This window comes from Aciduricibacillus chroicocephali (assembly GCF_030762805.1).
Lineage (GTDB): Bacteria > Bacillota > Bacilli > Bacillales > Amphibacillaceae > Aciduricibacillus > Aciduricibacillus chroicocephali.
The window spans coordinates 2,646,015-2,671,776 of record NZ_CP129113.1 but is presented as its reverse complement, the minus strand read 5'-3'; the positions used below and the strand labels follow the sequence as shown (position 1 = coordinate 2,671,776).

At 37.9% G+C, this 25,762-nt stretch carries 15 protein-coding genes and 1 pseudogene; 11 read left to right on the top strand and 5 right to left on the bottom strand.

The genetic code is table 11. The features are described 5' to 3' along the window. Positions 1–387: 387 nt before the first annotated feature. From QR721_RS13570 to QR721_RS13560, 3 genes are read left to right on the top strand one after another with little or no spacing between them, the layout of a single operon-like run. On the top strand, positions 388–1,872 hold the full coding sequence (locus QR721_RS13570) for a type I restriction-modification system subunit M (RefSeq protein WP_348027884.1): 1,485 nt from the start codon (positions 388–390) through the stop codon (positions 1,870–1,872). Then, entirely contained in the window at positions 1,862–3,196 is a 1,335-nt protein-coding gene (locus QR721_RS13565; RefSeq protein ID WP_348027882.1) for a restriction endonuclease subunit S, read from the top strand. The genes QR721_RS13570 and QR721_RS13565 overlap by 11 nt, the downstream gene beginning before the upstream one ends. After that, positions 3,193–6,126, top strand: a complete 2,934-nt coding sequence (locus tag QR721_RS13560) for a type I restriction endonuclease subunit R (RefSeq protein WP_348027880.1) — start codon at positions 3,193–3,195, stop codon at positions 6,124–6,126. The genes QR721_RS13565 and QR721_RS13560 overlap by 4 nt, the downstream gene beginning before the upstream one ends. Positions 6,127–6,194: 68 nt before the next feature. On the opposite strand, the gene QR721_RS13555 is transcribed toward QR721_RS13560, so the two are convergent. Next, the gene (locus QR721_RS13555) at positions 6,195–6,959 is read right to left on the bottom strand and encodes a M48 family metallopeptidase (RefSeq protein WP_348027878.1); all 765 of its coding nucleotides are present in this window, start codon (positions 6,957–6,959) and stop codon (positions 6,195–6,197) included. A gap of 70 nt (positions 6,960–7,029) precedes the next feature. On the opposite strand from QR721_RS13555, the gene QR721_RS13550 reads away from it, so the two are divergent. After that, positions 7,030–9,258: a type I restriction-modification system subunit M/S gene (locus tag QR721_RS13550; RefSeq protein WP_348027876.1), complete on the top strand. Its 2,229-nt coding sequence runs from the start codon at positions 7,030–7,032 to the stop codon at positions 9,256–9,258. Positions 9,259–10,003: 745 nt separating this feature from the next. Continuing rightward, positions 10,004–10,279: pseudogene (locus QR721_RS13545) on the top strand (hypothetical protein); the annotation flags it as partial. 124 nt (positions 10,280–10,403) lie between these two features. Here the strand turns inward: QR721_RS13545 and QR721_RS13540 are convergent. Beyond that, complete coding sequence (locus QR721_RS13540; RefSeq protein ID WP_348027874.1) at positions 10,404–11,552, bottom strand: serine hydrolase domain-containing protein; 1,149 nt, start codon at positions 11,550–11,552, stop codon at positions 10,404–10,406. 702 nt (positions 11,553–12,254) lie between these two features. Here QR721_RS13540 and QR721_RS13535 point away from each other — a divergent pair. After that, positions 12,255–12,863 carry a hypothetical protein gene (locus tag QR721_RS13535; RefSeq protein ID WP_348027872.1) on the top strand — a complete coding sequence of 203 codons (609 nt, stop codon included), beginning with the start codon at positions 12,255–12,257 and terminating at the stop codon, positions 12,861–12,863. 86 nt (positions 12,864–12,949) lie between these two features. Here the strand turns inward: QR721_RS13535 and QR721_RS13530 are convergent, their stop codons facing one another. The 3 genes from QR721_RS13530 to QR721_RS13520 all read right to left on the bottom strand — a co-directional run bounded on the left by QR721_RS13530 (position 12,950) and on the right by QR721_RS13520 (position 19,342). Further along, positions 12,950–14,593 (bottom strand): thiamine pyrophosphate-binding protein, encoded by a 1,644-nt coding sequence (locus QR721_RS13530; RefSeq protein ID WP_348027870.1) that lies wholly within the window; start codon positions 14,591–14,593, stop codon positions 12,950–12,952. 21 nt (positions 14,594–14,614) lie between these two features. After that, complete coding sequence (locus QR721_RS13525) at positions 14,615–17,410, bottom strand: sensor domain-containing phosphodiesterase (RefSeq protein ID WP_348027868.1); 2,796 nt, start codon at positions 17,408–17,410, stop codon at positions 14,615–14,617. Between the two features lie 486 nt (positions 17,411–17,896). Beyond that, entirely contained in the window at positions 17,897–19,342 is a 1,446-nt protein-coding gene (locus QR721_RS13520) for a DEAD/DEAH box helicase (RefSeq protein ID WP_348027866.1), read from the bottom strand. Positions 19,343–19,810: 468 nt separating this feature from the next. On the opposite strand from QR721_RS13520, the gene QR721_RS13515 reads away from it, so the two are divergent. From QR721_RS13515 to msrB, 5 genes are all read left to right on the top strand, one after another. Then, positions 19,811–21,046, top strand: a complete 1,236-nt coding sequence (locus tag QR721_RS13515; RefSeq protein ID WP_348027864.1) for an arylsulfotransferase family protein — start codon at positions 19,811–19,813, stop codon at positions 21,044–21,046. Positions 21,047–21,353: 307 nt separating this feature from the next. After that, entirely contained in the window at positions 21,354–23,159 is a 1,806-nt protein-coding gene (locus QR721_RS13510; RefSeq protein ID WP_348027862.1) for a methyl-accepting chemotaxis protein, read from the top strand. Positions 23,160–23,353: 194 nt separating this feature from the next. Continuing rightward, positions 23,354–24,073, top strand: a complete 720-nt coding sequence (locus QR721_RS13505) for a cytochrome c biogenesis CcdA family protein (protein ID WP_348027860.1) — start codon at positions 23,354–23,356, stop codon at positions 24,071–24,073. Positions 24,074–24,088: 15 nt separating this feature from the next. Then, the gene (locus tag QR721_RS13500) at positions 24,089–24,583 is read left to right on the top strand and encodes a redoxin family protein (protein WP_348027858.1); all 495 of its coding nucleotides are present in this window, start codon (positions 24,089–24,091) and stop codon (positions 24,581–24,583) included. A gap of 19 nt (positions 24,584–24,602) precedes the next feature. Then, complete coding sequence (msrB, locus tag QR721_RS13495) at positions 24,603–25,721, top strand: peptide-methionine (R)-S-oxide reductase MsrB (RefSeq protein WP_348027856.1); 1,119 nt, start codon at positions 24,603–24,605, stop codon at positions 25,719–25,721. Positions 25,722–25,762: the final 41 nt, after the last annotated feature.

The following is a 25,762-nucleotide window of genomic DNA, read 5'->3' as shown; positions in this document are numbered from 1 at the left end:
CGCTCCTCTCACCACGCATGTCGTCTCTGTAAAACAAAAAAACCGCTATCTATCCAAATGGATAAATAACGGTTTATAAAAGGGGTGGGGCATGAAACAGGCCAGTACCCCTCTCTATATATAAGTGGGGGTACTGCCAGAAAATATATGCTGTTTTTCCTCCAATCTTTTGGTTTTAGAGATGTCTGCAGAACGTAGCTTGTGAATATATACAAACCTTTGAGAAGAGTGCCAGCCGCTCAAATGATTCTGAGCTGTTCGGGTGCATGGCGTTATTATCAACTCCATATGGGATTTACCTGTCCATTTAGTCCCGATTCTATCTATTTAGCACTGTTTTTGATATATTTGTAAAATAGGTAAATAGAGATATGCGGGGGTTTATATATGGCGAAGCTAACATTGCAAGGACTAGAATCACACTTATGGGAATCAGCAAATATTCTAAGAGGGAGTATTGATTCCTCTGATTATAAAAACTATATATTTGGATTACTATTTCTAAAACGCTTAAGTGACGTGTTCATTGAGCATGCAGAATATGTGGAAGAGGAAGAGAATGATGACTATGCATGGTATGACCAAGATGAACATCAGTTCTTCGTTCCAGAGCGGGCACGTTGGACACATATTCAAATTCAGACACAGGATATCGGTAATACAATTAACAAAGCCTTTGAAGCACTTGAAGAAGAGAACCCATCTTTAGTTGGTGTTTTAGCTAATATTGATTTTAATGATAAGGATAAATTGCCTGATAGATTGTTACTGCAGTTGATACAACATTTTTCTTCCATTAAATTGAGTAATGAGAATCTATCGGAACCTGATATGCTTGGACGTGCTTATGAATATTTAATTAAACAGTTCGCCGATGATGCTGGGAAAAAAGGTGGCGAATTCTACACACCGACAAAGGTTGTTGAACTGATTGTGAAGTTGATTAAACCAGAAGAAGGAATGAGGGTGTGCGACCCGACTGTCGGCTCAGGAGGTATGCTTGTTCAATCAGTGGACTACATCAAATCACGGGGTGGAGACCCACGTAATTTATCGCTGCATGGACAAGAACGAAACTTGAATACATGGGCGATCTGTAAGATGAATCTGTTATTACATGGTTTAAGCGATCACCGAATTGAACGTGGAGATACAATTCGTGAGCCGAAGCTGTTAGGCAATGATAAAGAATTGCTTTTATATGACAGAGTAATAGCTAATCCACCTTTTTCACTTAAAAACTGGGGACGTGAAGAGGCTGAAGCGGATGAGTATGGCCGGTTCCGCTTTGGTGTACCACCCAAAAATGCTGGGGACTATGCTTTTGTTCAACACATGGTGTCCACACTTAATCATGAAGGGAAAGCAGGCGTGGTCATGCCACATGGTGTGCTATTCCGTGGTGGAGCTGAGGGGAAAATTCGTGAAGGTCTTTTAAAGAATGATTTAGTGGAAGCTATTATCGGTTTGCCATCGAATCTTTTCTATGGAACAGGTATTCCAGCTTGTATCTTAATCCTGAATCGAAATAAGACAGAGGATAAAAAGGGAAAAGTGTTTATTTTAGATGGTTCACAAGACTATCAAGAAGGCAAAAATCAGAACGTTCTTCGTAGCGGGGATATAAATAAAATTGTTCAGGCTTATGATGCTTGGGAAGAGCAGGAGAAATATTGTCGAGTAATTGACTTGGAAGATATTGAAGAAAATGATTTTAATTTAACCATTGCCCACTATATTGATACAAACCAAGAGGAAGAAGAAATCGATGTTAAAGCAGCATTGGATAAGTTGAAGAAACTAGAGGAAGAACGTGAAGCAATAGAAGAGAAGATGTATGGGTATTTAAAGGAGTTGGGGTATGGTGAGTGAAAATAAAAAAGTAAAAAGAGCTAAGGCATTCACGAGTAAAATCCCCAATGGATGGACTGTTTATTCTTTAAATGAGTTACTTAGTTTAATAAGAAATGGAACTTCAGAAAAACAGAACCAAGAAAAGGTTGGTCAACCCGTTACCCGAATAGAAACTATCGCTAACCGAGTCATCGACTTTAATAAGGTGGGTTTTATTGATGAATCAATAAATATAGAAAAATATAAGCTTCATAGAGGTGACATATTATTTAGTCACATAAATAGCGTTAAACATATAGGCAAAGTTGCTTTATATGACACCGAAAAGACTTTATATCATGGTATGAATCTATTGTTACTTAGACCCAATGAAAAGGTTGTTTCAAAGTATCTCTTCTATTTATTAAGTTCTTATTCTGTAAAAAAATATTATGAATCTAATGCTAAACAAGCAGTTAACCAAGCGAGTTTAAACCAGTACGACGTCCAAAGCTTTACTACTGCTTATCCACCAGTAAATGAACAACAAAAAATTGCAGCAATCCTTTTAACCATCGATAATGCAATCGAAAAAACAGAACAAATCATTGAACAAACAGAGACGGTCAAAAAAGGATTAGTACAACAGTTAATGACGAAAGGGATTGGACATACAGAATTTAAAAATACATCAATAGGAAAAGTCCCATTAGAATGGAATATAAAGACTTTTAATGAATTACTAAATGAAAATGTAATATCATCAATACAAGATGGAAACCATGGTTCAATTCATCCAAAGTCAGCAGATTATGTTAAAGAGGGTATTCCTTTTATTATGGCGAATAATTTACATTCTGGTGAAGTAGATATCAAGAATTGTTCATTTATTAGTAAAGAACAAGCAGAAAAATTGAGGAAAGGTTTTTCATATCCTGGAGATGTATTGTTATCTCATAAGGGTACAGTTGGTCGAGTTGCTATTGTGCCAGGTGTAAGTGATTATGTAATGTTAACTCCGCAAGTAACTTTTTATAGAATAGATAATGAAAATGTATTATTAAAAGAATATCTAGCATTATATTTTCGGAGTGAGAAGTTTCAGGGAACACTGAAGAAACTATCATCTCAGTCTACTAGAAGCTATATTGGTATTACAAATCAAAAAAAATTATCCATTACTTTACCGAATATAGAAGAACAAAAAAAGATAACAAAAATGATGTCATCTTGGGATGAAATGCTTAAGAATGAAGAATTAAAGAAAAAGAAACTTACGATTTTAAAGCTTGGTCTTATGCAACAACTTCTAACAGGTAACGTCCGTGTTCCTATCAATGATAACGAGGAGGTTCCGTCATGACTGAAGCACAGGCTTGGGATGAAGAAACGTTAGTGGAAAATCGAATGATTGACCAACTTCAGAAGCTTGGCTACATATATGTTCATGGAGCGGAACTGAATAAAGAGCGCACGTCTAAAGCGGAAGTTGTCTTAAAAGGACGACTACAAGCAGCAATTCAACACTTGAATCCATGGATAAATGAGAACAACTTAAATAAAGTGGTACGTAGTGTTACATATCTGGAAGCAGCAAGTTTAATGGAAGCGAATCAACATTTTCATGAACTGCTCATTAATCAGCTGTCGGTTCAACAAGATGTGGGGAGTGGACGGAAGAATCAGACGGTAAAACTGATAGATTTCGACAATATCAACAATAACAATATGATCATTACCAATCAATTCAGCTATACGCATGCGAATGATACCATTCGTCCTGATATTATGCTGTATGTCAATGGCTTGCCATTAGTGGTAATTGAATGTAAAAGTCCAGCCTTGCCTCCAGATGAACAGATTGGGCAAGGAGTGAAGCAGTTACGTCGCTATCAACAAGAAAATGAAGCACTGTTCCACTATAATCAGTTTCTGGTTTCCACGAGTAATGATCGTGCAAAGGTTGGTACGATCGGAGCTAAAATACAACATTATAGTACATGGAAAGAACCCTATCCGTTATCAATTCAGGATGTAGGGGAGAACCCGACAGCTCAGGATATTTTAACGGCAGGAATCTTGGACAAAGAGCGACTATTTGATATTATCCTGAACTTTATTGTCTATGAACCGGAAGATGGACGAGTGATTAAGAAAATGGCTCGTTATCAGCAGTATAGGGCGGTGAACAAAGTTGTAGAACGAATCCTTGCTGGTGAACACCCACAGGCTCGTGGTGGGGTTGTATGGGCGACACAAGGATCCGGGAAATCGCTTTCGATGATATTTTTGTCGATGAAGTTACGGCGTCTTAAACAACTGGAGAACCCTGTCATTGTTGTTGTAACTGACCGTCAAGATCTCGATGCTCAAATCACGGCTACCTTTAAACGATGTGGATTTCCAAATCCAAAACAAGCTGAATCAGTAGAAGAGCTAAAGTTGTTATTACAGCAGGGCCCAGGCTCCACCGTAATGACATTGGTTCAGAAATTCCAACCAGAGGAAAATGAAGATTATCCGCTACTAACCGATTCAGAAAATGTCATTGTACTAGTCGATGAGTCGCACCGCTCCCAGTACAGTTCATTGGCTATGAATATGCGTATAGGATTGCCAAATGCAACGTACATCGGCTTTACAGGAACACCAATCGACAAAGAAGATAAAAGTACCGTACGAACCTTTGGAACTTATATTGATAAGTATCCCATTGAAAAAGCAGTGGAAGACGGGGCGACGGTGCCGATCTTTTATGAAGCAAGGTTAATTGACTTACATGTCCAAGGGGAGACCATTGATACCTTATTTGACCGTTTCTTCCGTGGTTATTCGGATGAAGATAAAGAACGAATTAAACAGAAATATGTAACAGAAGAATCATTAAGTGCCTCCCCAAAGCGTTTAAAAACAGTTGTGCTTGATATGATTGACCACTATGAACAGCATATCCAGCCAAACGGCTTTAAAGCACAAATTGTTTCAGTATCCCGTAAGGCGGCAGTAGAGTATAAGAAATTAATGGATGAACTAAGTGATTATGAATCAGCTGTCATTATTTCCAATCCGAAAGAAATGAAACAGTATGGTCTGTCACGTTCTGAAGAAAAGGAAATTATTCAACGTTTTAAGAAGCCATTAAATGAAGATCCGCTAGCTTTCCTAATCGTCTGCGATAAGCTCTTAACAGGCTTTGATGCACCGATCGAACAAGTCATGTATTTGGACAGGCCTTTGAAAGAACATAATCTGCTTCAGGCTATCGCCAGAACGAACCGAACCTATGATAAGAAGACACATGGCTTAATTGTCGATTATTATGGGGTGTCACGTTTCTTGGAAGAAGCGCTTGGTATTTTTCATGAAGAAGATATTAAAGGTGCTATGCATCATGTCAATGAAGAGATTCCGCGGTTACAATCTCGTCATCGCAGGGTGATGCAATTCTTTGATTATATACGAAAAGATGATCTGGAAGCCTGTTTGAAGGTGTTGGAACCAGAAGATGTGCGCGATACATTCAATACAGTCTTCAAGAAGTTTTCTGAAAGCATGGATATGGTGATGCCCAGTCCAAAAGCAAAAGTCTATGTCGATGACTTGAAATGGTTAGGCAAGATTCGAATGCTAGCGAAGTCTCGTTACTATGTCGATGATGGCACGATGGATATATCTGATTGTGGTGGTAAGGTGCGGGAACTCATTGAAGAATACGTATACGCAACGACTCCTAGGATTTTGTTTGAGCCTGTAAATATTTTATCCGGCAAATTTGGTGAAAAACTGGATGAATTAAAGACTCCTGAAGCAAAAGCGGCGGAAATGGAACATGCGATTAAACATGAGATTCGAATCAAGCTGGAAGAGAACCCAGTAAAATACACATCTATTAGAGAACGTTTGGAGCAGCTGATCGAACAACGAAAGGCGCGACAATTAACGATTGAAGAACTACTGGAAAAATACCATGCCATTAGAGAAGAAATGATGGATATGGAACGGGAGAGTCAGTCGTTCGGTCTGAAAGATGCCAAGCAACTGCCGTTTTATCAGTTATTGGAAAAGCAAATCCCAGTTGAAATGGAACAAGAAGGATTAAAAGATTTAACCGAAATCATCACTGATATTATTCAAGATAATGCAGTGATTGATTGGATTGAAAAAGAAGATGTGAAGCGTGAAATGAGAAAAAAACTTAAGCAGCAGCTACGGGCAAGCGCTGTTCCTAATAAACAAGTAGAGAGTGTAGCAAGACAATTGATGGAGCTAGGTAGGGTCCATTATAACTCTTAATTAATAACAACTAGAGGCATAACATCATGAGGAAGATGTTATGCCTCTTATATAGGGGAAGCCAAGAATTACTGGATGAGATGGAAGGGGGCTGGATTTACATAATACCCGATGCTATGTAATTCTACTCCATGTACACGCAACCATTCTTTAGCTTCTTTATAATGAAGAAGAGTCATTCCGACCATACGCCAAAATTCATCATTATGCTTAGGTATGATTAAATGAGCTAACTCATGCACGATGACGTAGTCGATCACTCTAATGGGCGCCATCACGATTCGCCAATTCAGATAGATATCGCCGTTTGGGGTGCACGTTCCCCAGCGTTTATGCTGTGCTTTCAATTGGAGAGACCGGGGTTCAACACCCAGCATGGATTGATAAATACTTGCTCGTTCGATTATTTTATTAAGTCCATGTTGTCGGTACCATGCAATAAGTTTTTCTTCTAGCTTCTGGTGTACCTGTTCTTGTGACCAATTACGAGGAATGGTAGCAATGAAACGTCCTTGCTTGAATTTAAAAGATGCATTTGGAATGGCTTCTTTATAAACCTTCAGTCGGTAGTGGCGACCTAAATAAGGGAGCTTTTCACCACTTATGAATTCTATTGGCTGGACGGATGTTTGCACTTCATCAAGTTCTTGAAGTTTATTTGTTATCCATGAAGCTTTTTTCTTGATGATTTCTGCTAACTTATCTTCATCTATCTTTTCTGGTGTATAGACTTCAACACCGTTAACTAGATCAACAGAAATCTTAATATCCTTTCGAGCTTGTTTATGATGGTAGTAATGAATAGTTGTTGTTCCATAAGTAATGAATGACATAAATAAAACCTACTTTCTAGCTCCGTACGGATTGACAATTTACATAAAATGTTTTTCGGGAGGTTAGAAATTGAATAATAAACTATTGCAATTAAATCATTTGGCGGACTTATCTAGAGGCGCAAGGAATCTTGATATAAATGAATTGATTCTTGAAGGACTGGAAAAGGATTTTGATTTGAATTACCAAGACATTAATGAGATACAAAGGAAATCAAATGGCTTTGGTGAAGTAATTGCCCCCGCAATTATTGGTAACTTTATGAGAAAAGTGATAACCAAAGATGTTAATGTATTAGTACCTTGGAATATTTATGGTGAATTAATTGATGCAATAGCTCCAAATGTTAAGAGTAGTGTTCTAATTAGTAGAAATGATACATTTGCTAAAATTACTAACTTGATACTGAAAGATGATAAGCATAAAGTTAGCGTAGGTGATTCATTAAGAGTCCTCGATGAATTAAGCGAGGCTGCTTTTGATTTAATATGTGGTTTACCTCCAATGGGTATGAAGTCTAAAGCAGAAATAAATAATAAAATATTTAATGCTGAATTAAGTCATTTATTAATATTAAAAGCGTCTAAACTGTTAAGCGAGGACGGTCAAATGTTTTTTGTAGTGAATGAAAAATTTTTCAATAGACAAAAACCAAATACAATTTTACCAATATTAGAAGATCGTGGTGTTTACTTAGACTCTGCTTTCTATCTTCCTCCTGGAACTTTATTTAATACAGGAATTGGAACATATCTAGTAGTTTTAAGCCGTAAAAAGTATGATGGCTTGTTCATTAGCGAATTAATAAATGAGAATTTAGAACAGGTAATTCTAAATTGGAAAGAAAGAAAAGAAAGTAAAATACTCCAGAATGGTAAATTAGTAGAAAGTGTATCATTTTCTTCGTATGTAAGATTGGAAAAAGAATTAGAAGTAAAAAGGATTGTTGACAAAACTAATCTTACTACGATACCTCTTAAAGATATAGTTATCAGTATAAATAGCTTACCAAGAAAAGATGTTTCTTTCAAAGAACAAGCGAATTCAATATATCTACCTAATATAGGTTTATCAGATGTAGTAGACAATCAACAAGAAATGAAAATTAAATCACAAAACTACTTTCAAATTATATTGAATGATAACGTGTATACCACCTATTTAGCAAAATGGTTCAATACAGAATTAGGTTTACTTGTTAGAGAAAGTCTGATGAGTGGTGCTTATATTCAAAAAATTAATAAAACCATCTTACTGAAAGCAAATGTATATCTTCCCGAAAAGAAAGTGCAGCAAGAGTTATTAAACATACAATCTAAGATTGATGAATTTAGGAATGAATTATACAGCATCGAAGATAGGGCATGGAATTACCCCAACAGTTATGAGCAACTAAATAAACGATTAGAAAAATTAAATAGGGAAGATGGATTTGCTGAATGGATAGAAACACTGCCCTTTCCTTTAGCATCTATCTTGTATAAATACTATGCTATAAAGGATGTGTCCTCGAAGAAAGAATTTTTATTACATTTCTTTGAGGCATTTGCGCAATTTCAAGTTGTATTGATGCTAAGTGCATATACAAAGAACGGTAGTAATTTAGATGAAAAATATATTTATGAGATTGATGCAGATAAATTAATTAGGGCAACTTTTGGATCATGGGTTCATATTGGTGAAAATATGGCAAAGAAGCTAAGGCAATTATTAGAGGATTCGTCCGAACAATGCTTACGATTGTTTCAACATAAAAGAAAAGGCTTTATAAAGATGGTTTCATCTAAACAAATATATAATGTCTTACGGAAGACAAATGGATACCGAAATGATTGGAAAGGTCATGGTGGGGTTGAAAGCAGTACTGAAGCTAAAAATAGATTGGTCTTATTAGAAAAAGAATTACATTCGCTAAGAAATGTAATAGGTGCTGCTTATGAGGGATATCAATTAATTCAGCCAGGCACAGGACATTTTAGTGCAGGTTTATATCATTGTAATTGTAAATTATTAAGAGGAACTAGAAATACTTTTATCGAGAATAATATTGAAGTATTAAATGGTTTAGATATAGAGAATTTATACTTGCTTGAAGAAGATGGCCATGAACCGCTTGCACTCCTCCCGTTTATTAAACTAATGCCAAGTCCAAACACACAGGTTAATACTTGTTATTTTTATAATAGATTAAATCAAGATGGTGTAAGGATGGTTTCATATTACTTTGATCAAGATGCCGACGTTACGATTCAGGATAACGTAATACAATCAATAATAAATAATTTAAGCTTTAATTAAATCTTTCTTATAAACTAACGTGAACTAATTCAACCTTAAGAAATGAAAACTGGTGTCAGAATCAATAACTATAATGTGTTTAAGGATTAATAAGGAGAGAGAGTTATTTTGGATTTTAACATTAGTACATGTAATTATTATAATTATAGGAACAATGTTAGCATTAGTGGGGATTATAAGAATAAATAATGGTGAATTTCCTCACGAAATAATGCTTTTTTATCTTTGTCAGCATTTTTGTTTACAATAGGAGATATACATAATTTTTTTAAGAAAACAAAAAGTGCTCAACCGATTTTTATATTTTTAGGTGTTATTTCATCTTTAGGTGGTTTGTTTTTTTCGGTACTTAGAAATTAATTTTTACTATTTCTGGTTAATTGATATTTTCACTTTGGTTGCGCTAGCAGCTATATTTTGATCGTTCGGAATAAAGGCAATGAATTCTGAGAAAAGTAACAGATAACAATTAGACATATTTACTTTAAATGCAGCACACAGTCTATAAAAATCCATATAGACAATACGAATTCTTTTTTTGTTCTGTTTGTTTACACTAACTTACATTAAGGGGACCCTAATCAAATGAATAAAGTGGGTCACGAAACGGGTCGCGTACTTCTAAAAATACTAGATAATATGGGGATACAACCAATAATATAGATGCTTTCTTTTCCTTGATTTATGAGCATTAGAGGATATCATAGAAATGAGTGGCGATAGTGCTATGTGAATTTACAGGGCGTTCACCCGTTTCTCCGTAAGGGGAAAAGAAAAGGTGAAAAACGAAATGGGATTCGCGTTCATGGCAGTGAATTTGAGGAAATACACTGCCATGAGGAACGGCCAGACCCCAGATAATCTTAAAGGTAAGGACAAAAAAGCATTTGATCACCAAAAATCGGTGATCAAATGCTTTTTCTTTTATTTTAGGCTAGTTATGTCCCAGCCTCTTTATTTCATAATCTGTTATTACTTTACCCTATCCAACGTTACGGTGAGCCGTATCATAAGTAAATGAGGTTTTTAAAGCTTTGAAAAAATCACACGTCAAAGCAGGCAAGTTATAAGGATTAAAACTTGCCTGCTTTGGTTAAAAAATATTTGGTATGGATTATTTATTATTTACTAATAACAGAATTCGTTTATTTAAGATTAACTAACTTATATAGAATGGTAGGCCACCAGTCCATAACTCCCCATTTTTTCCCTAAACGAATGGCGACTGCGTTATTTTCAGGGCTAATGTACAATACTTGCCCTAAAGAACCCAAAGCAAAAAAGTCATTATTCTGAGGGCTATTTTTATGTCCCCACCAAAGATATTTATAGTATGCTTTATTTTGCTTAAACCACATCTTTCCCCATGGGTGACGATTATAATAATTAAAATGTTCCATATTAGCAGGTACATTTAATTGATTTACCGATTCATGTACCCATTGTTTTGCTATTATTTGCTTTCCTTCCCATTCTCCGCTTTTTAGATAAAGACTTCCAAACTTCGCCAAGTCTATTGCTGTCATAACAAGTCCACTTTCTATTTTCTCAAATGAACTCTTCTCACTGTCCATAATTATGTAACTCGGAAACTCCATTCCTAATTCACTTAAAATGTTAGCATGTAAGTATTCTGAAATCGTTTTGCCAGTTGCTCTTTCAAGAACGAGACCTAATAATAATAAATGGTAATCATTATAGTGAAAGAATCTTTCATTCGTAACTTCTACAACGGACAATGCTAATTTTCTAGCATCTGGATAAAGGTAGACCTTAGCCTCGTCTCTCCATGGAAAATGACCCTCTGTATATTTTATTCCTGCTTCCATTTGTAGCAGTTGCTTAATTGTAATATTTTTTAATTGTATCTCTGGGACATAGGTTTTTACTAATTCGTCGACATTTTTAATTTTTCCATGTTCAACTGCAATCCCAATAAGAGCAGAGACGAAAGACTTTGTAATCGAAAACAATTTGTGTGGTGTTTCTCTTTTATGACCATTAAAATAACCTTCATATATAATCGAGTTATCTTTGATAATAATCAATGCATTGGTTTCCGAATTTTCCATAAAAGTTGTAAAGGGAGCTGTCCTCTTTACCCCTTTATGTAGATATTCTATCATTGAGAATTCTTTCTGGTTGGGTGATACATTAAAATTAAATGGAGTAATACTCGATGGGAACTTTTTGGTAGGGAAAAATTCATAATCATTATATGCAACTGAAAAATTATATTTTTTTAGGTATGAAAAATACGTTTGCAAATAGCCTTTTTGTTTAGAATATGACATCACAAATTTTCCTCCAAGAATCTCTGTAGGATGCCATGACTGAAAGCCTCTTGTGCCAAAGTTAAGAGCCAACATTAAATATATGAGTCACCAATAAAAAATGTAAGCAGTCAGTGGTGACTTTTGTCACTTTCCATGGAGCCTCTATGGTCCAAGGGTCTCAGTCCAAAAGCTGCATTTAAGCGCCTGGCTTTTATCATACCCGTCCCTCCATAGAAAGTGCACGTCTCGTCCGTTCTATTTTTTGGTGGCTCCCTCGATGGCAGTCGTGGTACTTTTACATGGCTGTAAACATTTCTTCTATGATTCTATCAATAATTCTAATTGGAACTGTATGTTTATGTACCATGTTTTCCTCGCTTTATATTGTTTTATGCATTTATAACGCAATGAGACTTTCTCTCTAGTAATATCGGCTATTTTATGTAAAATCACAATAGAAAACGTTGAGAAAATAATTTATTGATATCTTCTGAGATGAGCTTATTTTTCTTTGCTGCTTAGCACATTAAGCACTCAAAAGTAATCTGTAAATGAAATGTTCGATCCCATCAACCAAGTAGTCGTTGAATCTATAAGTGCTGAATAAGTTTTGTTAAAACCTGTAAAAAATTATTTTAGATTGTGCATAGTGAACTGTATAATAAGTGAATGATGTTCTATGTTCTAAGAAGAGAGTAAAAGTTTAAAGGGGGGAACTTAATGTCAAAATCTGAAATGATGGATAAGCATTTAGATTCTACTGAAAATACAATTGATAGTGCTGTGGTTTGTGAAGTTGTAGAATCAACTTTCGGGTTAGATTTAGATGAGGCACCTATATTGGAAAATGTTAATGCGATTGAAGGGTGTTCATCAACTGATGGCAAATTGCTTTCTAGAGTCGTGATTGATTCGTACCTTAATCAGTGTAAGGAAGAGTTAACAGGACCGGTTATTCGAGGGATGATCAATAGAATTTTCGGAGTTAATTTAGATGCAATCTCTTCTTTAGAAGGGAAAAGGATTTCTTTATATTCAAAAGGCCAGTGGATTGTTCACAATAAAAAAGACTTGTTTGTTGTGCATACTGGCATTAGGGATGTTGATGTGAAAATTTACCCAACAACTTATTTCACAGAACAGACAGGATTATCTGGACTTCCAATGGATCTACAGCAATTATTAATGAATCTTGGTTACACATACAATAAGGAAAATGGTAGTTATTATTATATAAATCCTACAGGGGAAGCAGTTCCTGATCAATTTAAAGGGAAGACAATGCAAGCCATTGGTAAGGTAATACACGAGTCATTCTCAAGTTTGTAAAGCAAATGGAAGATATAAAAGCTATTTAAAAAGCCATATAGTAGGGAGAAGCCTCCTCACTATATGGCTTTTTGGTTCATAGAATATTATTTTCCAAAAGAAGATAGAAACTTCACTCGATCGCCTACTGGTGGTGTATTATTATCGACTAAAGCTATTTCTAGAACTGCAGGTCCATTTAAATCTTCGAATTTATTTAATAGGTCCGCGTTAAGTTCCTGCATGTTGTTTACTCTATAGCTTGGGATATTCATAGCTTCGGCTAAAGCACTAATATTAATTGCTTCCTGCTCAAATGATGGGTGTGTGCGACGGAATTGCATTGAATGGCCATGATAAACCATTCCTAAGCGGGCATTATTCATTACAACAAATAGGATTGGTAAATTGTATTCTTTAGCGGTTAAAATCTCCATACCATGCATGAAGAAGCAACCATCACCTGTAATACATACAGTAGGTCGCTCTGGATCTGCTAATTGTGACCCAATTGCAGTTCCAATACCGCTTCCCATTGCTCCAAAATGTACGTTAATATCGAAAGTCGTATAATCCAAAACTTTCATATGGTGAATTACATAAGACATAAACTCGCCAATATCAATAGTATATCTAGTTGAAGCCGGCAAATATTTTTGTAGGCTTAGTAGGACATTTATTGTATTATACTCCTCTGTAATTTCTTCAAAGGCTCCCTTAGTTTGAACAGATGGATCAGTAGTTTTTCTCTTAAGACCTGCAGCTCTCAATTCCTCAATTAGGAGTGATAAGCTTAAATTGATATCACCTAGAACAGGCAAGTCAATTGTATATTTTCGATTAAATACGGATTGGTCAAAGTCCAATTGGATGGTAAAACGATTTTTTGTTAGATTTACATTATAATTATTTGTTGCTGTTTCTCCTAAACTTGACCCAACAACCAATAATACTTCTCCATTCCCTTCGTTAATTAGAGAGGAAGGTTCTTCATGACCAGCAAAGCCGAAAATGCCTTTAAGAAGTGGGTGACTTTCTGGGATGAATCCTTTGGCTACTGGAGTTGTGAGTATTGGCCAATCAAGCATTTCTGCTAACTCAATTATTTGATCAATGGAGTTTCTTGAGCCTTGTCCAATGAAAATATAGCCAGTTTCTCTATTCAATAATTCTTGAGCTGCTTTTTTAATTTTAAGCGGATCCGGCGCCATTGCCACTCTCTTTGCTGGAGCTGGGATTGTAACATCCTCTACGATTTCATGTTGCAGATCGAGTGGAATTGCAATGTGTACAGGTCCAGGTACACCACTTAGCGCGATTTCACACGCTTTCACAACTTCTGTTAAAATATCCTTTGAATCTTTAACCAATACACTATATTTTGTCACTGGCTCAAAGATAGGGGCAACATCAAGTTCTTGAGAAGAGTTTAACCCCATTGTATTTAGTGGGACAGATCCAGTAATAAATAACACCGGTAAATGTTCTCTCATGGCATTTGCGGCCCCTGTTACTAGATTTGTCGCACCTGGGCCGCTGCAACCGATACTAACAGCTAATTGATTCGAATACTTTGCATATGCTGCAGCCATATATGAAGCTGCACCCTCATGTTTTGTTACAACTGGCGTAATCTCGGAAACTTCATTTAGCTCATCAAAAAAAGCATTGACTGAACCTGCTGGAATACCAAAAATATACTTTACTCCGCTTTCTTTTAAATATTCTAGTACAAGTCTGGCTGTTTTCATGATGATCATTCTCCTTATATGTTAATTAAATTTATGTGAAAAGTATTTTTTTAGTATCTGGTCAGCGGTTAGAGGCTTACTGAAAAAATAGCCTTGCATCATATAGCAATCTTGAGAAGATAGAAATTCTGCTTGTTCCAAGGTCTCGACACCTTCAGCAATGACTTCAAGATTTAAATTTTGAGCTAATGTAATGATTGTATTTGTAATAGCAGCTTCATCTTCGGTCATTTCTTGTACGAAGGATTTATCAATTTTTAACGTGGAGATTGGCAATTTTTTTAAATAACCTAAAGAGGAATAGCCGGTGCCAAAATCATCAATGGCTAAGTTAATACCTAGTCCATTTAATTGTTTCATCGTTTTTAAGGTTAATTCTGTATTTTTAACGATAAGGTTTTCCGTGAGCTCTAAATGTAAATACTCCGGAGACAACTCTACTTTTTCTAATACGTTTTTAACAATGGAGAATAAATTATTTTGTTCAAACTGAAGGACAGATAAATTCACAGACACACTTTGTAATTGGAAACCTTGATTATGCCACGCCTTTAACTGCTTACAAGCTTCAGTAAGGACCCACTCACCGATTGGCACAATTAGTCCGGTTTCTTCAGCAATCGGAATAAACTTTCCAGGTGGAATCATACCTTGTTCGGGATGGTTCCATCTCACTAAGGCTTCTACTCCTTCAATCTGGTTCGTTTTATAGTTGATTTGAGGTTGATACAAAAGAACAAGTTCATCATTTTCTAAAGCTTTGTATAAAGCATTTTCTAGTTGAATATTTTCAAAGTTTCTTATATCCATGCCTTCACTAAAGAAGTGATAACCGCAGCCTATTGTCTCTTTTGATTTATACATTGCTGTATCTGCATTTTTGATTAACGTATCTTTTGTATCGCCGTTATCTGGGTATATACTGATACCAATACTCGCTTTAATAAAAATATCATTGTCTAGCAAACGAAATGGCTTAGAAAAAGCAGATATAATATTATTAACAACTTCCAAGACATCATCTTTAGCTTGAATATGTGGTAAACAGATGGCAAATTCATCTCCACCTTGTCGAGATAACGTTGCTGTATTTGGAACGCAATTGCGTAAACGATTGGCGACAGCTCGAAGCAAATGATCGCCGAAACTATGGCCAAGCGAGTCATTTACATATTTAAAGCGGTCTAAATCTAAATACAATACGGCTAACTTTTCTTTGTTCTCTTTTGAGTGGATAATTCCTTGAGCTAACCGATCATTTAAAAGAACTCTGTTAGGTAAATTGGTTAAGCTGTCGTAATAGGCATGGTAAGTAATTTCTTCTTCTAGTTGTTTTCTCTCTGTAATGTCTTTAAATGTGACGACTTCCCCAACAACTTCACCTTTTTCTTCTATTTGCGAGATGACATATTCAACGGAGAAATTGGTATTGTCCTTTCTGAAAAATTCCCCTTCTTCTAAAGAGTGCTTTTGATTTGATTTTAATTTATATGCCATACTATTTCTTCGGATTGTTTCTGTGTTTTTAAAGATAACATTAACTGTTTTCCCAATTAACTCGTCTTCTGTTTCGTAACCTAACATGTGTGCGCCTGCTGGATTACAAAATGTAATGTTTCGATCTAGGTCTAAACCAAATATTCCTTCACCTGCAGAGTTGAGAATTAACTCTTTTTCTCGGCTAAGTTGCTGTAATTCTGCTACAACCACTTCAAGTTCTTGGTTCTTTACTGTTATTTCAGATGTTCTTTCTTCAATAATGACTTCCTGCTTTTCCATATATAAAAGGTTAGATAGAGTCGCAGCTGTCGCATCTATAATGGATTGGGCTAGCTGTAGTTTAGTTTCCGAATAGGAAACTTCCTCCTCTCCCAGATTCACGACGGATATTTGTCCTAAAATCTCCCCCATGGAAATTAAAGGGAACATGAGTAGACCCTTAATACCAAAATTACGACAAACATCATGATTAGGTCGAGCATCTTTAAATACATCTGGAATGAGTACAGCTTTTCGTGTCTCAAATACTTCTTGCATTACTAGGTCATTACTTTGGTCGATTTTAATTTTATTATGTGTATGGAGCCACTCTGCCTCTGTCCAGTCACTCCTTTTGCTTAGCGTTGCTGGTTTAATTGTTTTCTCGGCAATTGGATCTAATAAGTGCACCGCAGTATTATACGTATCTAAAACTTGAGCTAAATAGAAAAAACATTTATCAAGACTCTCTTGCATAGAGGAACACATCGATAAATCCCGCGTCGCATCCAGAAGCAGCTGCTTTTCTTTAATGAGACGCTCTTTATAAGTTAGGTTATTTGCATTTTGTATAGCGACAGCAGCCATATTGACATATGCTTCAACTGTTTGTATTTCATTCTCTGTTAGATTCATTGGTATGCCATAATCAAATAAAAATACAAGTCCAAACAGCTCATCTTCAAAGGATATTGGAATAGCTAATAAAGATTTGATTTGAAAGCCTGCAACTGCACGGGGGTCAGGGCGATCATCCTTTGATGTATCGGGGATATATATGGTTTTCTTTGTTTCAATTACTTCTTTTGCCAGTAAGTCGAATTCAGTATCAATGACATGCATATCTAAAGTCCAACCATTTAGAGACTCTGGTTTTCCGACAAATCCTCTAAATGATCCATCTTCCTGCGGCAAGTATATACCGACTGAATCACACCGGACGATTTCATCTGATATTGCAATTGTTACCTGTTCCAATACTTCACGTAATTCGAGCTTCATATTGATTAATTTAGTTATATTAGCAAGGCGGGAATATCTTGTTTGTTCTTTACACATGCAGTACCCATCCTTTATTAGAAAAATATAGTAACTAAAATTATACATTATAAAATTTTAAAGGAAATAAAACTTAAGCCTTTTTTAGCAAAAAAGATTTTGTTAGGATTTAGAGAAATGTAGTTGTTAAGGGAGGCCACCGATTACTGCTTATGTACCCGGATGATTAGGAACGGATTCCTGATGAGAAAGCAAATGTAATATATTTCGGAGATTCACTGCCAATCCATTCTTGAAAAAGGTTATGGGAATGATTATAGTGACAATCACAATACGGTATTGCTGTATGAGGATCTCTGTTTTAAAGGTATCATAAGAAGATCAAAAGCCAATGATCGACATGGTATATGAAAAAAAGAAGTTGAATAAATTAACGTAACCAAAAATGAATTGCCTCCTGTTCACAGTTATGAAGTATCCCTTAAATTCTAAAGAAGGCAAATATCCCCCTCACTCCAAAGAGATGAGGGGGATATAAAGTTTCTATTATTTAATCGCTTTACTCACTTTCAACTTCTTCCCTTTAATTGTCGTATTCTCCATAGCCTGTAGTACGAGTGATCCTTTGCCATTCAGAATATCGACATACGACATTTGATCATGGATTGTGATAATGCCGATATCCTCTGCTGTGACACCAGGGATTTTAGCAATCGTCCCAACGAAATCAACAGCACGGAGTTTCTTCTTTTTACCCCCATTGAAATGGAGTTTCAGAATATCTTGATTGATTCGGGCTGTTTTATTATTCTTTACAATTCGTTTGCTGCTCAGTTTTTCTTCAAAAGCAGCTTTTCCACCAGCTACTTCCTTCTGATTAGGAGCTCCTATAACTGGTATTTCAAAGCCGATGTATCTTTCAATTGCTTTTATAAACTTTTCTTCATACGGTGTCATAAATGTAATGGCTTTTCCTTTATTTCCAGCACGGCCGGTTCTGCCGGTTCGGTGTACGTAGCTTTCCTTTTCCATAGGAACGTCATAGTTGATGACAAGTGTTACATTGTCAATATCAATGCCTCTGGCAGCTACATCGGTGGCCACGAGATAGCGGAATTTCCCCAGTTTGAAACCTTCCATGACTCCAAATCGATCATCTTGTTCCAGTCCTCCATGAAGTCGTTCACAAGCATATCCAGCTTCCTTCAATTCACTATACACATCTTCAACGTGTTCCTTTGTTCTGCAGAAAATGAGACAGCTATCTGGATTTTCTACAACTGTGACGTCCTGGAGGAGTGAAAGCTTTTCATCTTCTCTCACTTCAATTAGGAAATGTTCAATTGTATTGGCCGTTACTCCAGTTGACTCAATTTCAATATGAACCGGTTCTTTCATATACTCATGGCAAAGGTTTTCAACATCTTTGGGCAAGGTAGCAGAAAAGACCATGCTGACGCGATTTGAAGGCAGCTTTTTAATAATCGCTTCTACTTCATCAATGAAACCTTTATTCAGCATTTCATCAGCTTCATCGATGATCAGGTACTTGATTTGATCTAAAGCGAGGGTTTCTCTTTCAATATGGTCCATGACCCGTCCAGGTGTACCAACAACTACATGTGTTTTTTGTTTCAATTCTTCTTTTTGTTTCGCAAAAGGTTCTTTTCCGTAGAGCGCGACTGCTTTAATGCGTTTAAACCTTCCGATATTGGTAATATCTTCGCGGACTTGAACAGCCAGCTCTCTAGTAGGGGTAAGAATTAACGCCTGTGGCTTCTTTTCTTCCCATTCAACCTTTTCGGTAACAGGGATACCAAACGAGGCCGTCTTGCCGCTTCCTGTTTGAGCTTTTACGACGAGGTCTTGATCTTCCAATGCTAGTGGAATGACTTCTCGCTGAACTTCTGTTGGAGTTTCGTATTTTAATACAGCTAGTGCTCTTTTTATTTCATCGCTTACATGGTAATCCGCGAAACTTAATCTATTCATGTTGTAACCCCGTTTATTTGTTTTTTCGTCCTATGTATAGAATTCTCTTCAACAAGTATTGTATGCATGATCTGATATCGTTCATTATACTTGAAAAGTTTGGAACAAAACGCTTCTTTGGTAAATTTTAAAACAATGGCCGTACGGTAACTGGCTTATATTCTTAAAAAGAGAAAGGACGTAGTGGCGTCAGTTTCCTGAAACAACTTTTTCGAATTGGTACTGTAGCAGCTAACTTATGTAAATGAAAATGGCTGAGCTGAAAATCCTTTGATTTAGCAACAGTCCTTAACCATTGAATTCAAAAGGAATTATAGATGTTTACAAAATTCTATTTCTAATGTATCCTAAATACAATTAAATAGGTATGAATACTAATGTATAAAGCTGACCAGATAACTGGAGGCTAATCAGACTATCCACTCGGCGATGGTTTGATTAGCCTTTTTTATTTCAGGAGGGATACGAATGAACACTAGAACTCGTCGTTCAGGACTGATTTATGCGGATCAGGATAAGGCTTACCAATCTTTGATAAGCTTTAGTGCACTTGATGGAAAGACTCATTTAATTAATATGGAAGGTCAGCAAGTACATCAGTGGGATTATCAAGGGCTGCCTGGTGATGTCATTGATCCGAATTTGATTGGTGGTAAGCGTGGTCATGTCTTGGTTCAATACGAAATGATCGAAGAGTTGGTTTTTGGCATTTACGGTAACAGGATTGTGGCTGAGGTTGACTGGAATGGTGACCCCGTTTGGAAGTGGGGAGAGCAAGCTCCAAGTGGTGCAGCAAGACAAAATCATGACTGGCAGCGTCTAGCTAATGGCAATACTTTGTTATTGATTACGAAGCCTCGTGTTGTCCCGCTATTGGGTGATGTAGAGGTGGGTGACCAAGGCATCTATGAAGTTAATCCAGCTGGAGAGATTGTATGGAGTTGGCTTGCAGGCGATCATATCGAAGAGTTTGGGTTTTCGGAAGAAGGGTTGAATGATTTGCGCCAATCCTTAAAAAGAAAAGATCAAGATCCATGGGGCTACCTTGAATTGAATACTTCGCAGATATTAGGTCCAAACAAGTGGTATGACGGTAGGAATGAGGTATTCCACCCGGACAATATCATCATTAGCTCAAGAAAAGGTAATTTTGTTGCGATTATTGAGAAGAAAAGTGGAAATATTGTGTGGCGAATCGGGCCTTATAGCAGTGTTGATTCGAATCCTTATTATCGATTACTGAACAGAGAAGTTCCGCGTCCACTCGATCAAACTTCTGGTCAGCATAAACCGCACTTAATCCCTGAAGGTCTTCCTGGAGCAGGAAATTTAATTCTATTAGATAATCAGGGAGGGGCCGGTTACCCGCCAGTTTCGCTTGCTACATATGCTGGTTCAAGAGTTCTTGAGATTAATCCAGTAACGAAAGAAATTGTATGGCAATACACTGCTGAAGATTCAGGCGATCCGGTCTGGTCATTCCATACATCATTCGTTGGAAACGTGCAGAGATTGCCAAATGGCAACACTTTGATCAATGAAGGGATGAATGGGCGCATCTTCCAGATTACCGCTTCTGGCGAAATCGTGTGGGAATATATTAATCCTTATCCTGGTTTCACCTCGGCAGGGACGAATACGATTGAAAACCCAATGGTATACCGAGCTCAAGCTGTACCTTTTGATTGGGTTCCTGAGATATAAAAGAAGTAAGAAGGTTGGAAATAAGGAAAGCGTGTACTCCGTTGGGTGAGTACACGCTTTTTCCTTTGCTGTTAAAAGGTAATGGCTATTCTCTATCTAAGAGCGTAATGCAAAAATGACGTCTTATCTTCATATTTTGTTGTATCTTAATACCTCATTTATCAGAAATAATATATTTATTTGGTACTAATTTTTAAAGCTATACTAAAATTTGTTTTGCGTCAAAAGTACTATAATTGTATAATTTATATATGACTTACCTGATTTAGGATTTCAAATAAGAGCAGAAATAGTAGGTGTAATGTAAATGGGTTTTTCCTTAAATAAACGAAAAGAATTACGAAATATTAAGAGCAACAGTGACTCTGTAAAAACAAAGCCTAGGAGTTTGGCAGTTACGAGTTCACTTGTTCTCTCAGCCCTCATTATTACGGTAATCGGTTTGATGATTTCCCTGTCCATTCGTGATCAACGAGAGGCATATTTCCAGCAATTTGAAGAGTATGGGAAGGCTTTCAAAGCCATCACTCAGCAAAAAGAACCGCTTGTTGCTGAGGCAACGGAGGCAATCCTTGAGCATAAGCCATTTAAAGGAGAAGCATTCGAGGAACTTCCGCGTACTCTAAATGCCATGAAATCCAATCGATTGGTAAAGGATGTCTATTTATTAACGCCGGACATTTTTAGAGAAAATGGCAAAGCCTACTTGTATAATTCAGAGCAAGCTCGGGAGCCAGGTGAGAGGATTGAAGTTTTAGGATCGTTATACGAATTGGACTCGGTATTTCTTCAAGGTTACGAAGAAGCCATGAGAAACGGTAGTTCCTTGACTGATGTTTATACGGATGAAGGTGGGACGTTCATCTCATATTTGTCGCCGATCGAGGACGTGAACGGCAAACCGGTTGCGTTGTTTGGAGTCGATTTTGATTATGGGATTGTCAAAAAGGAACTTCAACGAATTCTTTGGACGAATATCGCGATGGGTCTATTGTTTGTTGCACTGTTAATCGGTTTCGTAGCATTTATTCTTCGCAAAATGCTGCGTCCGCTTGTCCGTTTAGCGGAAGTATCTGAACAAGCCTCACAAGGTGACTTGACCGTGGAAATCCCTGTACTGAGCGGGAATGAGATTGGACAGGCGGCAGGCTCGTTTAATCAGATGGTCAGTGGACTTCGGGATTTGACCCACAACATAAAGAAATCTTCCGGTGATGTTGCGGCGTCATCTTCTCAATTGCAAGAGAGCGCTGCTCAGACTGAAGCAGCTACACAGGAAATCACAGAAGCTATTCAAAACATTGCTGGAGGACTCGATGAACAACTGCGTCATACGAAGGATTCTCAGCACTCCATGAAGGAAATGACAACAGGTATTTACCGAATTGCAGACGCGTCTTCTGTCGTTTCAGAACTGGCTTCAGTTACAGCTGATAGTGCAAACGCCGGAATGAAGGACATGGAAACGACTGTTACGCAAATGAGTATCATTGAACAAAACTTGAAAACATCGGTGGAAGCTATCCATGGACTGAAGCATTTGAGCGACGAAGTCAGTGAAATGGCAGCCCTCATCAGCAACATTGCGAATCAGACGAATTTGCTTGCACTCAACGCATCGATCGAAGCATCGCGGGCAGGTGAGCATGGTAAAGGTTTTGCTGTGGTGGCAAAAGAAATTGGCAAACTTGCTGAACAGTCGAAAACGTCTTCAGAGAAGATAACAGACACACTTCAAGGTATCAGTGCATACACGAGTGATACCGTCGTTGCTCTGGATCAGTCCATGACAGAAGCCCAGACGGGTACCCAGATTGCCAATAAAGCAGGGCATACATTCCGTGCAATCGTAGAATCTGTTCGGGATGTGTCAGAGCAGATTGAGGAAGTTTCTGCTGCCTCAGAACAGCTTTCAGCAGGAAGTGAGTTGGTAGCGAACGCGCTTGCCGTCTTGGAGGAAATTACAGATGCATCTTCGGGTGACGCTGCTCATGTCGCAGCCTCGTCAGAAGAGCAGCTTGCAGCCATGCAAGAGGTAGCCAGCTTCGCAGCAATGCTCCATGGACTGGCAGATGAACTAAATCAGAGTGTTGACCGTTTCCGTGTAGAGTAGGCTGTTATTTTATATTTATAATTCGGGCTTTATTGTAGAATGCTAAGTCATTTTACAATAAAGCTCGTTTTTTTCTAAAGGCTGCTTTCTCAGCACCTTATCATTTCTAAGATTCTCCGTAAGTCATTCTATACGATTTCTCATTCAATCCGGATAAACTTAGGATAGTTATTCAAAACAGGGAGGTGTCTGGGATGATTGGAGATCCGCTGGTACTAAGCTCGGTACTTATAGCCGGGGTACTCTCATTCCTCAGTCCGTGTATTTTGCCGTTGTTGCCTGTGTATGTGTCAGTTCTTTCCTCTGGAAGTGAAACAGCTACAGGAGGACGACAGCTGACAATTGGCAAGGTGACGATCAATCTTTGGCTCATTTTTAAAACGGTAATCTTCGTCTTTGGGCTCTCGACAAGTTTTGTCCTGCTTGGATTCGGTGCCGGAGCGCTTGGCAGCTTGATCAATACGGACGGATTTCTCATTGTTTGCGGCATTGTAGTTATTTTACTCGGTTTGCATCAGACTGGGTTGGTCAGTATCCCTTTTCTCGAGCGGGAGAATAAGCTCAGCTTGAAGCGGAGCGGCAAGCGGGATCTTATTGGTACGTACTTGCTCGGGTTCACTTTCAGTTTCGGCTGGACACCGTGCATTGGGCCGATTCTTGGTGCGGTGCTTGGGCTGTCTGCGAGTGAAGGACAGGCGGCATATGGTGCATTTCTCATGCTTGTGTATGCGCTGGGCATGCTGATTCCGTTTCTATTGCTTGCGGTATTCTCGGATGTGCTGCTACGGCAAACGAAGAAGCTCAACCGTCATTTGCGAACGATCCGAATTACAGGTGGCGTAATCATTGTAATCATGGGGATTTTCCTCATGACGAATCAGTTGAATTTCTTTACGACTCTTATTCCTCAATAAAAGGAGGCGGCTGTTATGTTGAAGAAACTGCTTATCTTGCTGGCTGTTGCTGTTGTACTTGGAGCTTGTTCACAAACTACTGATGCTGGCAAAGAAGATTCACTATTTGTCTTGGAAGATATGAACGGCAAGACAGTGAATCTGGCTGACTACAAAGGCAAGAAAGTGTATCTGAAGTTCTGGGCGTCCTGGTGCCCGATCTGTTTGTCAGGGCTTGATGATGTGAACAAGCTTGCCGGGGAAGATACGGATTTTAAAGTGCTCACTATTGTTGCGCCGGATTACAACAATGAGAAGGATAAGGAAGCGTTTAAGAAGTGGTTCAAAGGCGTGGACAATACAGACAATCTTCCAGTGCTCTTTGACGAAGGCGGGGCGGTTGTTAAGAAATTCAAGGTACGCGGCTATCCGACCTCTGCTTTCATTAATGAAAAAGGAGAGTTGGTGAAAACCCAGCCAGGCCATTTGTCTAATGAGCAAATTAAAAAGGAAATGGATCAGTTAAACTAAGGAAAGGGGCTAGTTTAATATGAAAATAAAGTATCTATGGGGTTTGTTTGGACTTGTTCTAATGCTAGCTGGCTGTTCACTTGGCACTGCGAGCCAAAATCCCGAAAGCGGAACAGGTGAAACTGCAGCCTCTTCTAAATATCCGGATAACCCGAACAAGGGCCTCGATTTTAACGAAGATAAACTCAAGGATATTTACTTTGCCGGTGGTTGCTTCTGGGGTGTCGAGGCTTATATGGCAAGGGTTTACGGAGTGGCAGATGTGACGTCTGGCTATGCGAATGGAGATACAAGGAATCCGACCTACGAACAAGTAGTGACCGGGGATACGGGCTATGCTGAAACAGTGCATGTAAAATATGATCCGGAACGAGTCTCCTTAAAGGAGCTGCTTAAACGCTATTTCACAATTGTTGATCCGACTTCTTTGAACAAGCAGGGCAATGATGTCGGGACACAATATCGCTCCGGCATTTATTATACAGATCCAAAGGAAAAGAAAGTTATTGAGGAAGCATTGGCAAAAGAACAGAAGCGCTACGATGATAAGATTGTTACAGAGGTAGAACTGCTGAAGAACTATACGCTGGCAGAAGAATATCATCAGGACTACTTGGAAAAAAATCCGGATGGCTACTGCCATGTGTCGTTCGATTCGTTGAAAGACCAAGATGTTCCTTCACAGATAGACCCTAAAGATTATAAAAAGCCAACTGATGCAGAGTTGAAAAAGAAACTATCCAAGGCGCAATACGAAGTGACACAGACCGGAGATACGGAACTCGCTTTTGACAATAAATACTGGGACTTCTTTGAAGACGGTATCTATGTCGATGTAGCAACTGGGGAGCCGCTTTTCTCCAGTCGCGACAAGTATGACTCCCAATGCGGTTGGCCAAGTTTTACAAAACCAATTGAGCCGGACGTCGTTGTCGAGAAGAAGGATACTAGCTTCAACATGGTGCGCACAGAAGTGAGAAGTCGTGTCGGTGACAGTCATCTTGGGCATGTGTTTGATGATGGACCGCAAGACAAGGGTGGTTTGCGCTACTGCATCAACAGTGCAGCAATTGATTTTGTTCCGCTTGATCAGATGGATGAAAAAGGCTACGGACACCTGAAGGGTTTCGTAAAATAAGGTAGAATATATAGCAAAACAAGAGAAGGGCGGCAGTAGCT

Excerpts from the sequence above, each read along its gene's own strand:
- QR721_RS13570 (WP_348027884.1), top strand. The coding sequence starts at position 388 with ATGGCGAAGCTAACATTGCAAGGACTAGAATCACACTTATGGGAATCA.
- QR721_RS13565 (WP_348027882.1), top strand. The coding sequence starts at position 1,862 with ATGGTGAGTGAAAATAAAAAAGTAAAAAGAGCTAAGGCATTCACGAGT.
- QR721_RS13560 (WP_348027880.1), top strand. The coding sequence starts at position 3,193 with ATGACTGAAGCACAGGCTTGGGATGAAGAAACGTTAGTGGAAAATCGA.
- QR721_RS13555 (WP_348027878.1), bottom strand. The coding sequence starts at position 6,959 with ATGTCATTCATTACTTATGGAACAACAACTATTCATTACTACCATCAT.
- QR721_RS13540 (WP_348027874.1), bottom strand. The coding sequence starts at position 11,552 with ATGTCATATTCTAAACAAAAAGGCTATTTGCAAACGTATTTTTCATAC.
- QR721_RS13535 (WP_348027872.1), top strand. The coding sequence starts at position 12,255 with ATGTCAAAATCTGAAATGATGGATAAGCATTTAGATTCTACTGAAAAT.
- QR721_RS13530 (WP_348027870.1), bottom strand. The coding sequence starts at position 14,593 with ATGAAAACAGCCAGACTTGTACTAGAATATTTAAAAGAAAGCGGAGTA.
- QR721_RS13525 (WP_348027868.1), bottom strand. The coding sequence starts at position 17,410 with ATGTGTAAAGAACAAACAAGATATTCCCGCCTTGCTAATATAACTAAA.
- QR721_RS13520 (WP_348027866.1), bottom strand. The coding sequence starts at position 19,342 with ATGAATAGATTAAGTTTCGCGGATTACCATGTAAGCGATGAAATAAAA.
- QR721_RS13515 (WP_348027864.1), top strand. The coding sequence starts at position 19,811 with ATGAACACTAGAACTCGTCGTTCAGGACTGATTTATGCGGATCAGGAT.
- QR721_RS13510 (WP_348027862.1), top strand. The coding sequence starts at position 21,354 with ATGGGTTTTTCCTTAAATAAACGAAAAGAATTACGAAATATTAAGAGC.
- QR721_RS13505 (WP_348027860.1), top strand. The coding sequence starts at position 23,354 with ATGATTGGAGATCCGCTGGTACTAAGCTCGGTACTTATAGCCGGGGTA.
- QR721_RS13500 (WP_348027858.1), top strand. The coding sequence starts at position 24,089 with ATGTTGAAGAAACTGCTTATCTTGCTGGCTGTTGCTGTTGTACTTGGA.
- msrB (WP_348027856.1), top strand. The coding sequence starts at position 24,603 with ATGAAAATAAAGTATCTATGGGGTTTGTTTGGACTTGTTCTAATGCTA.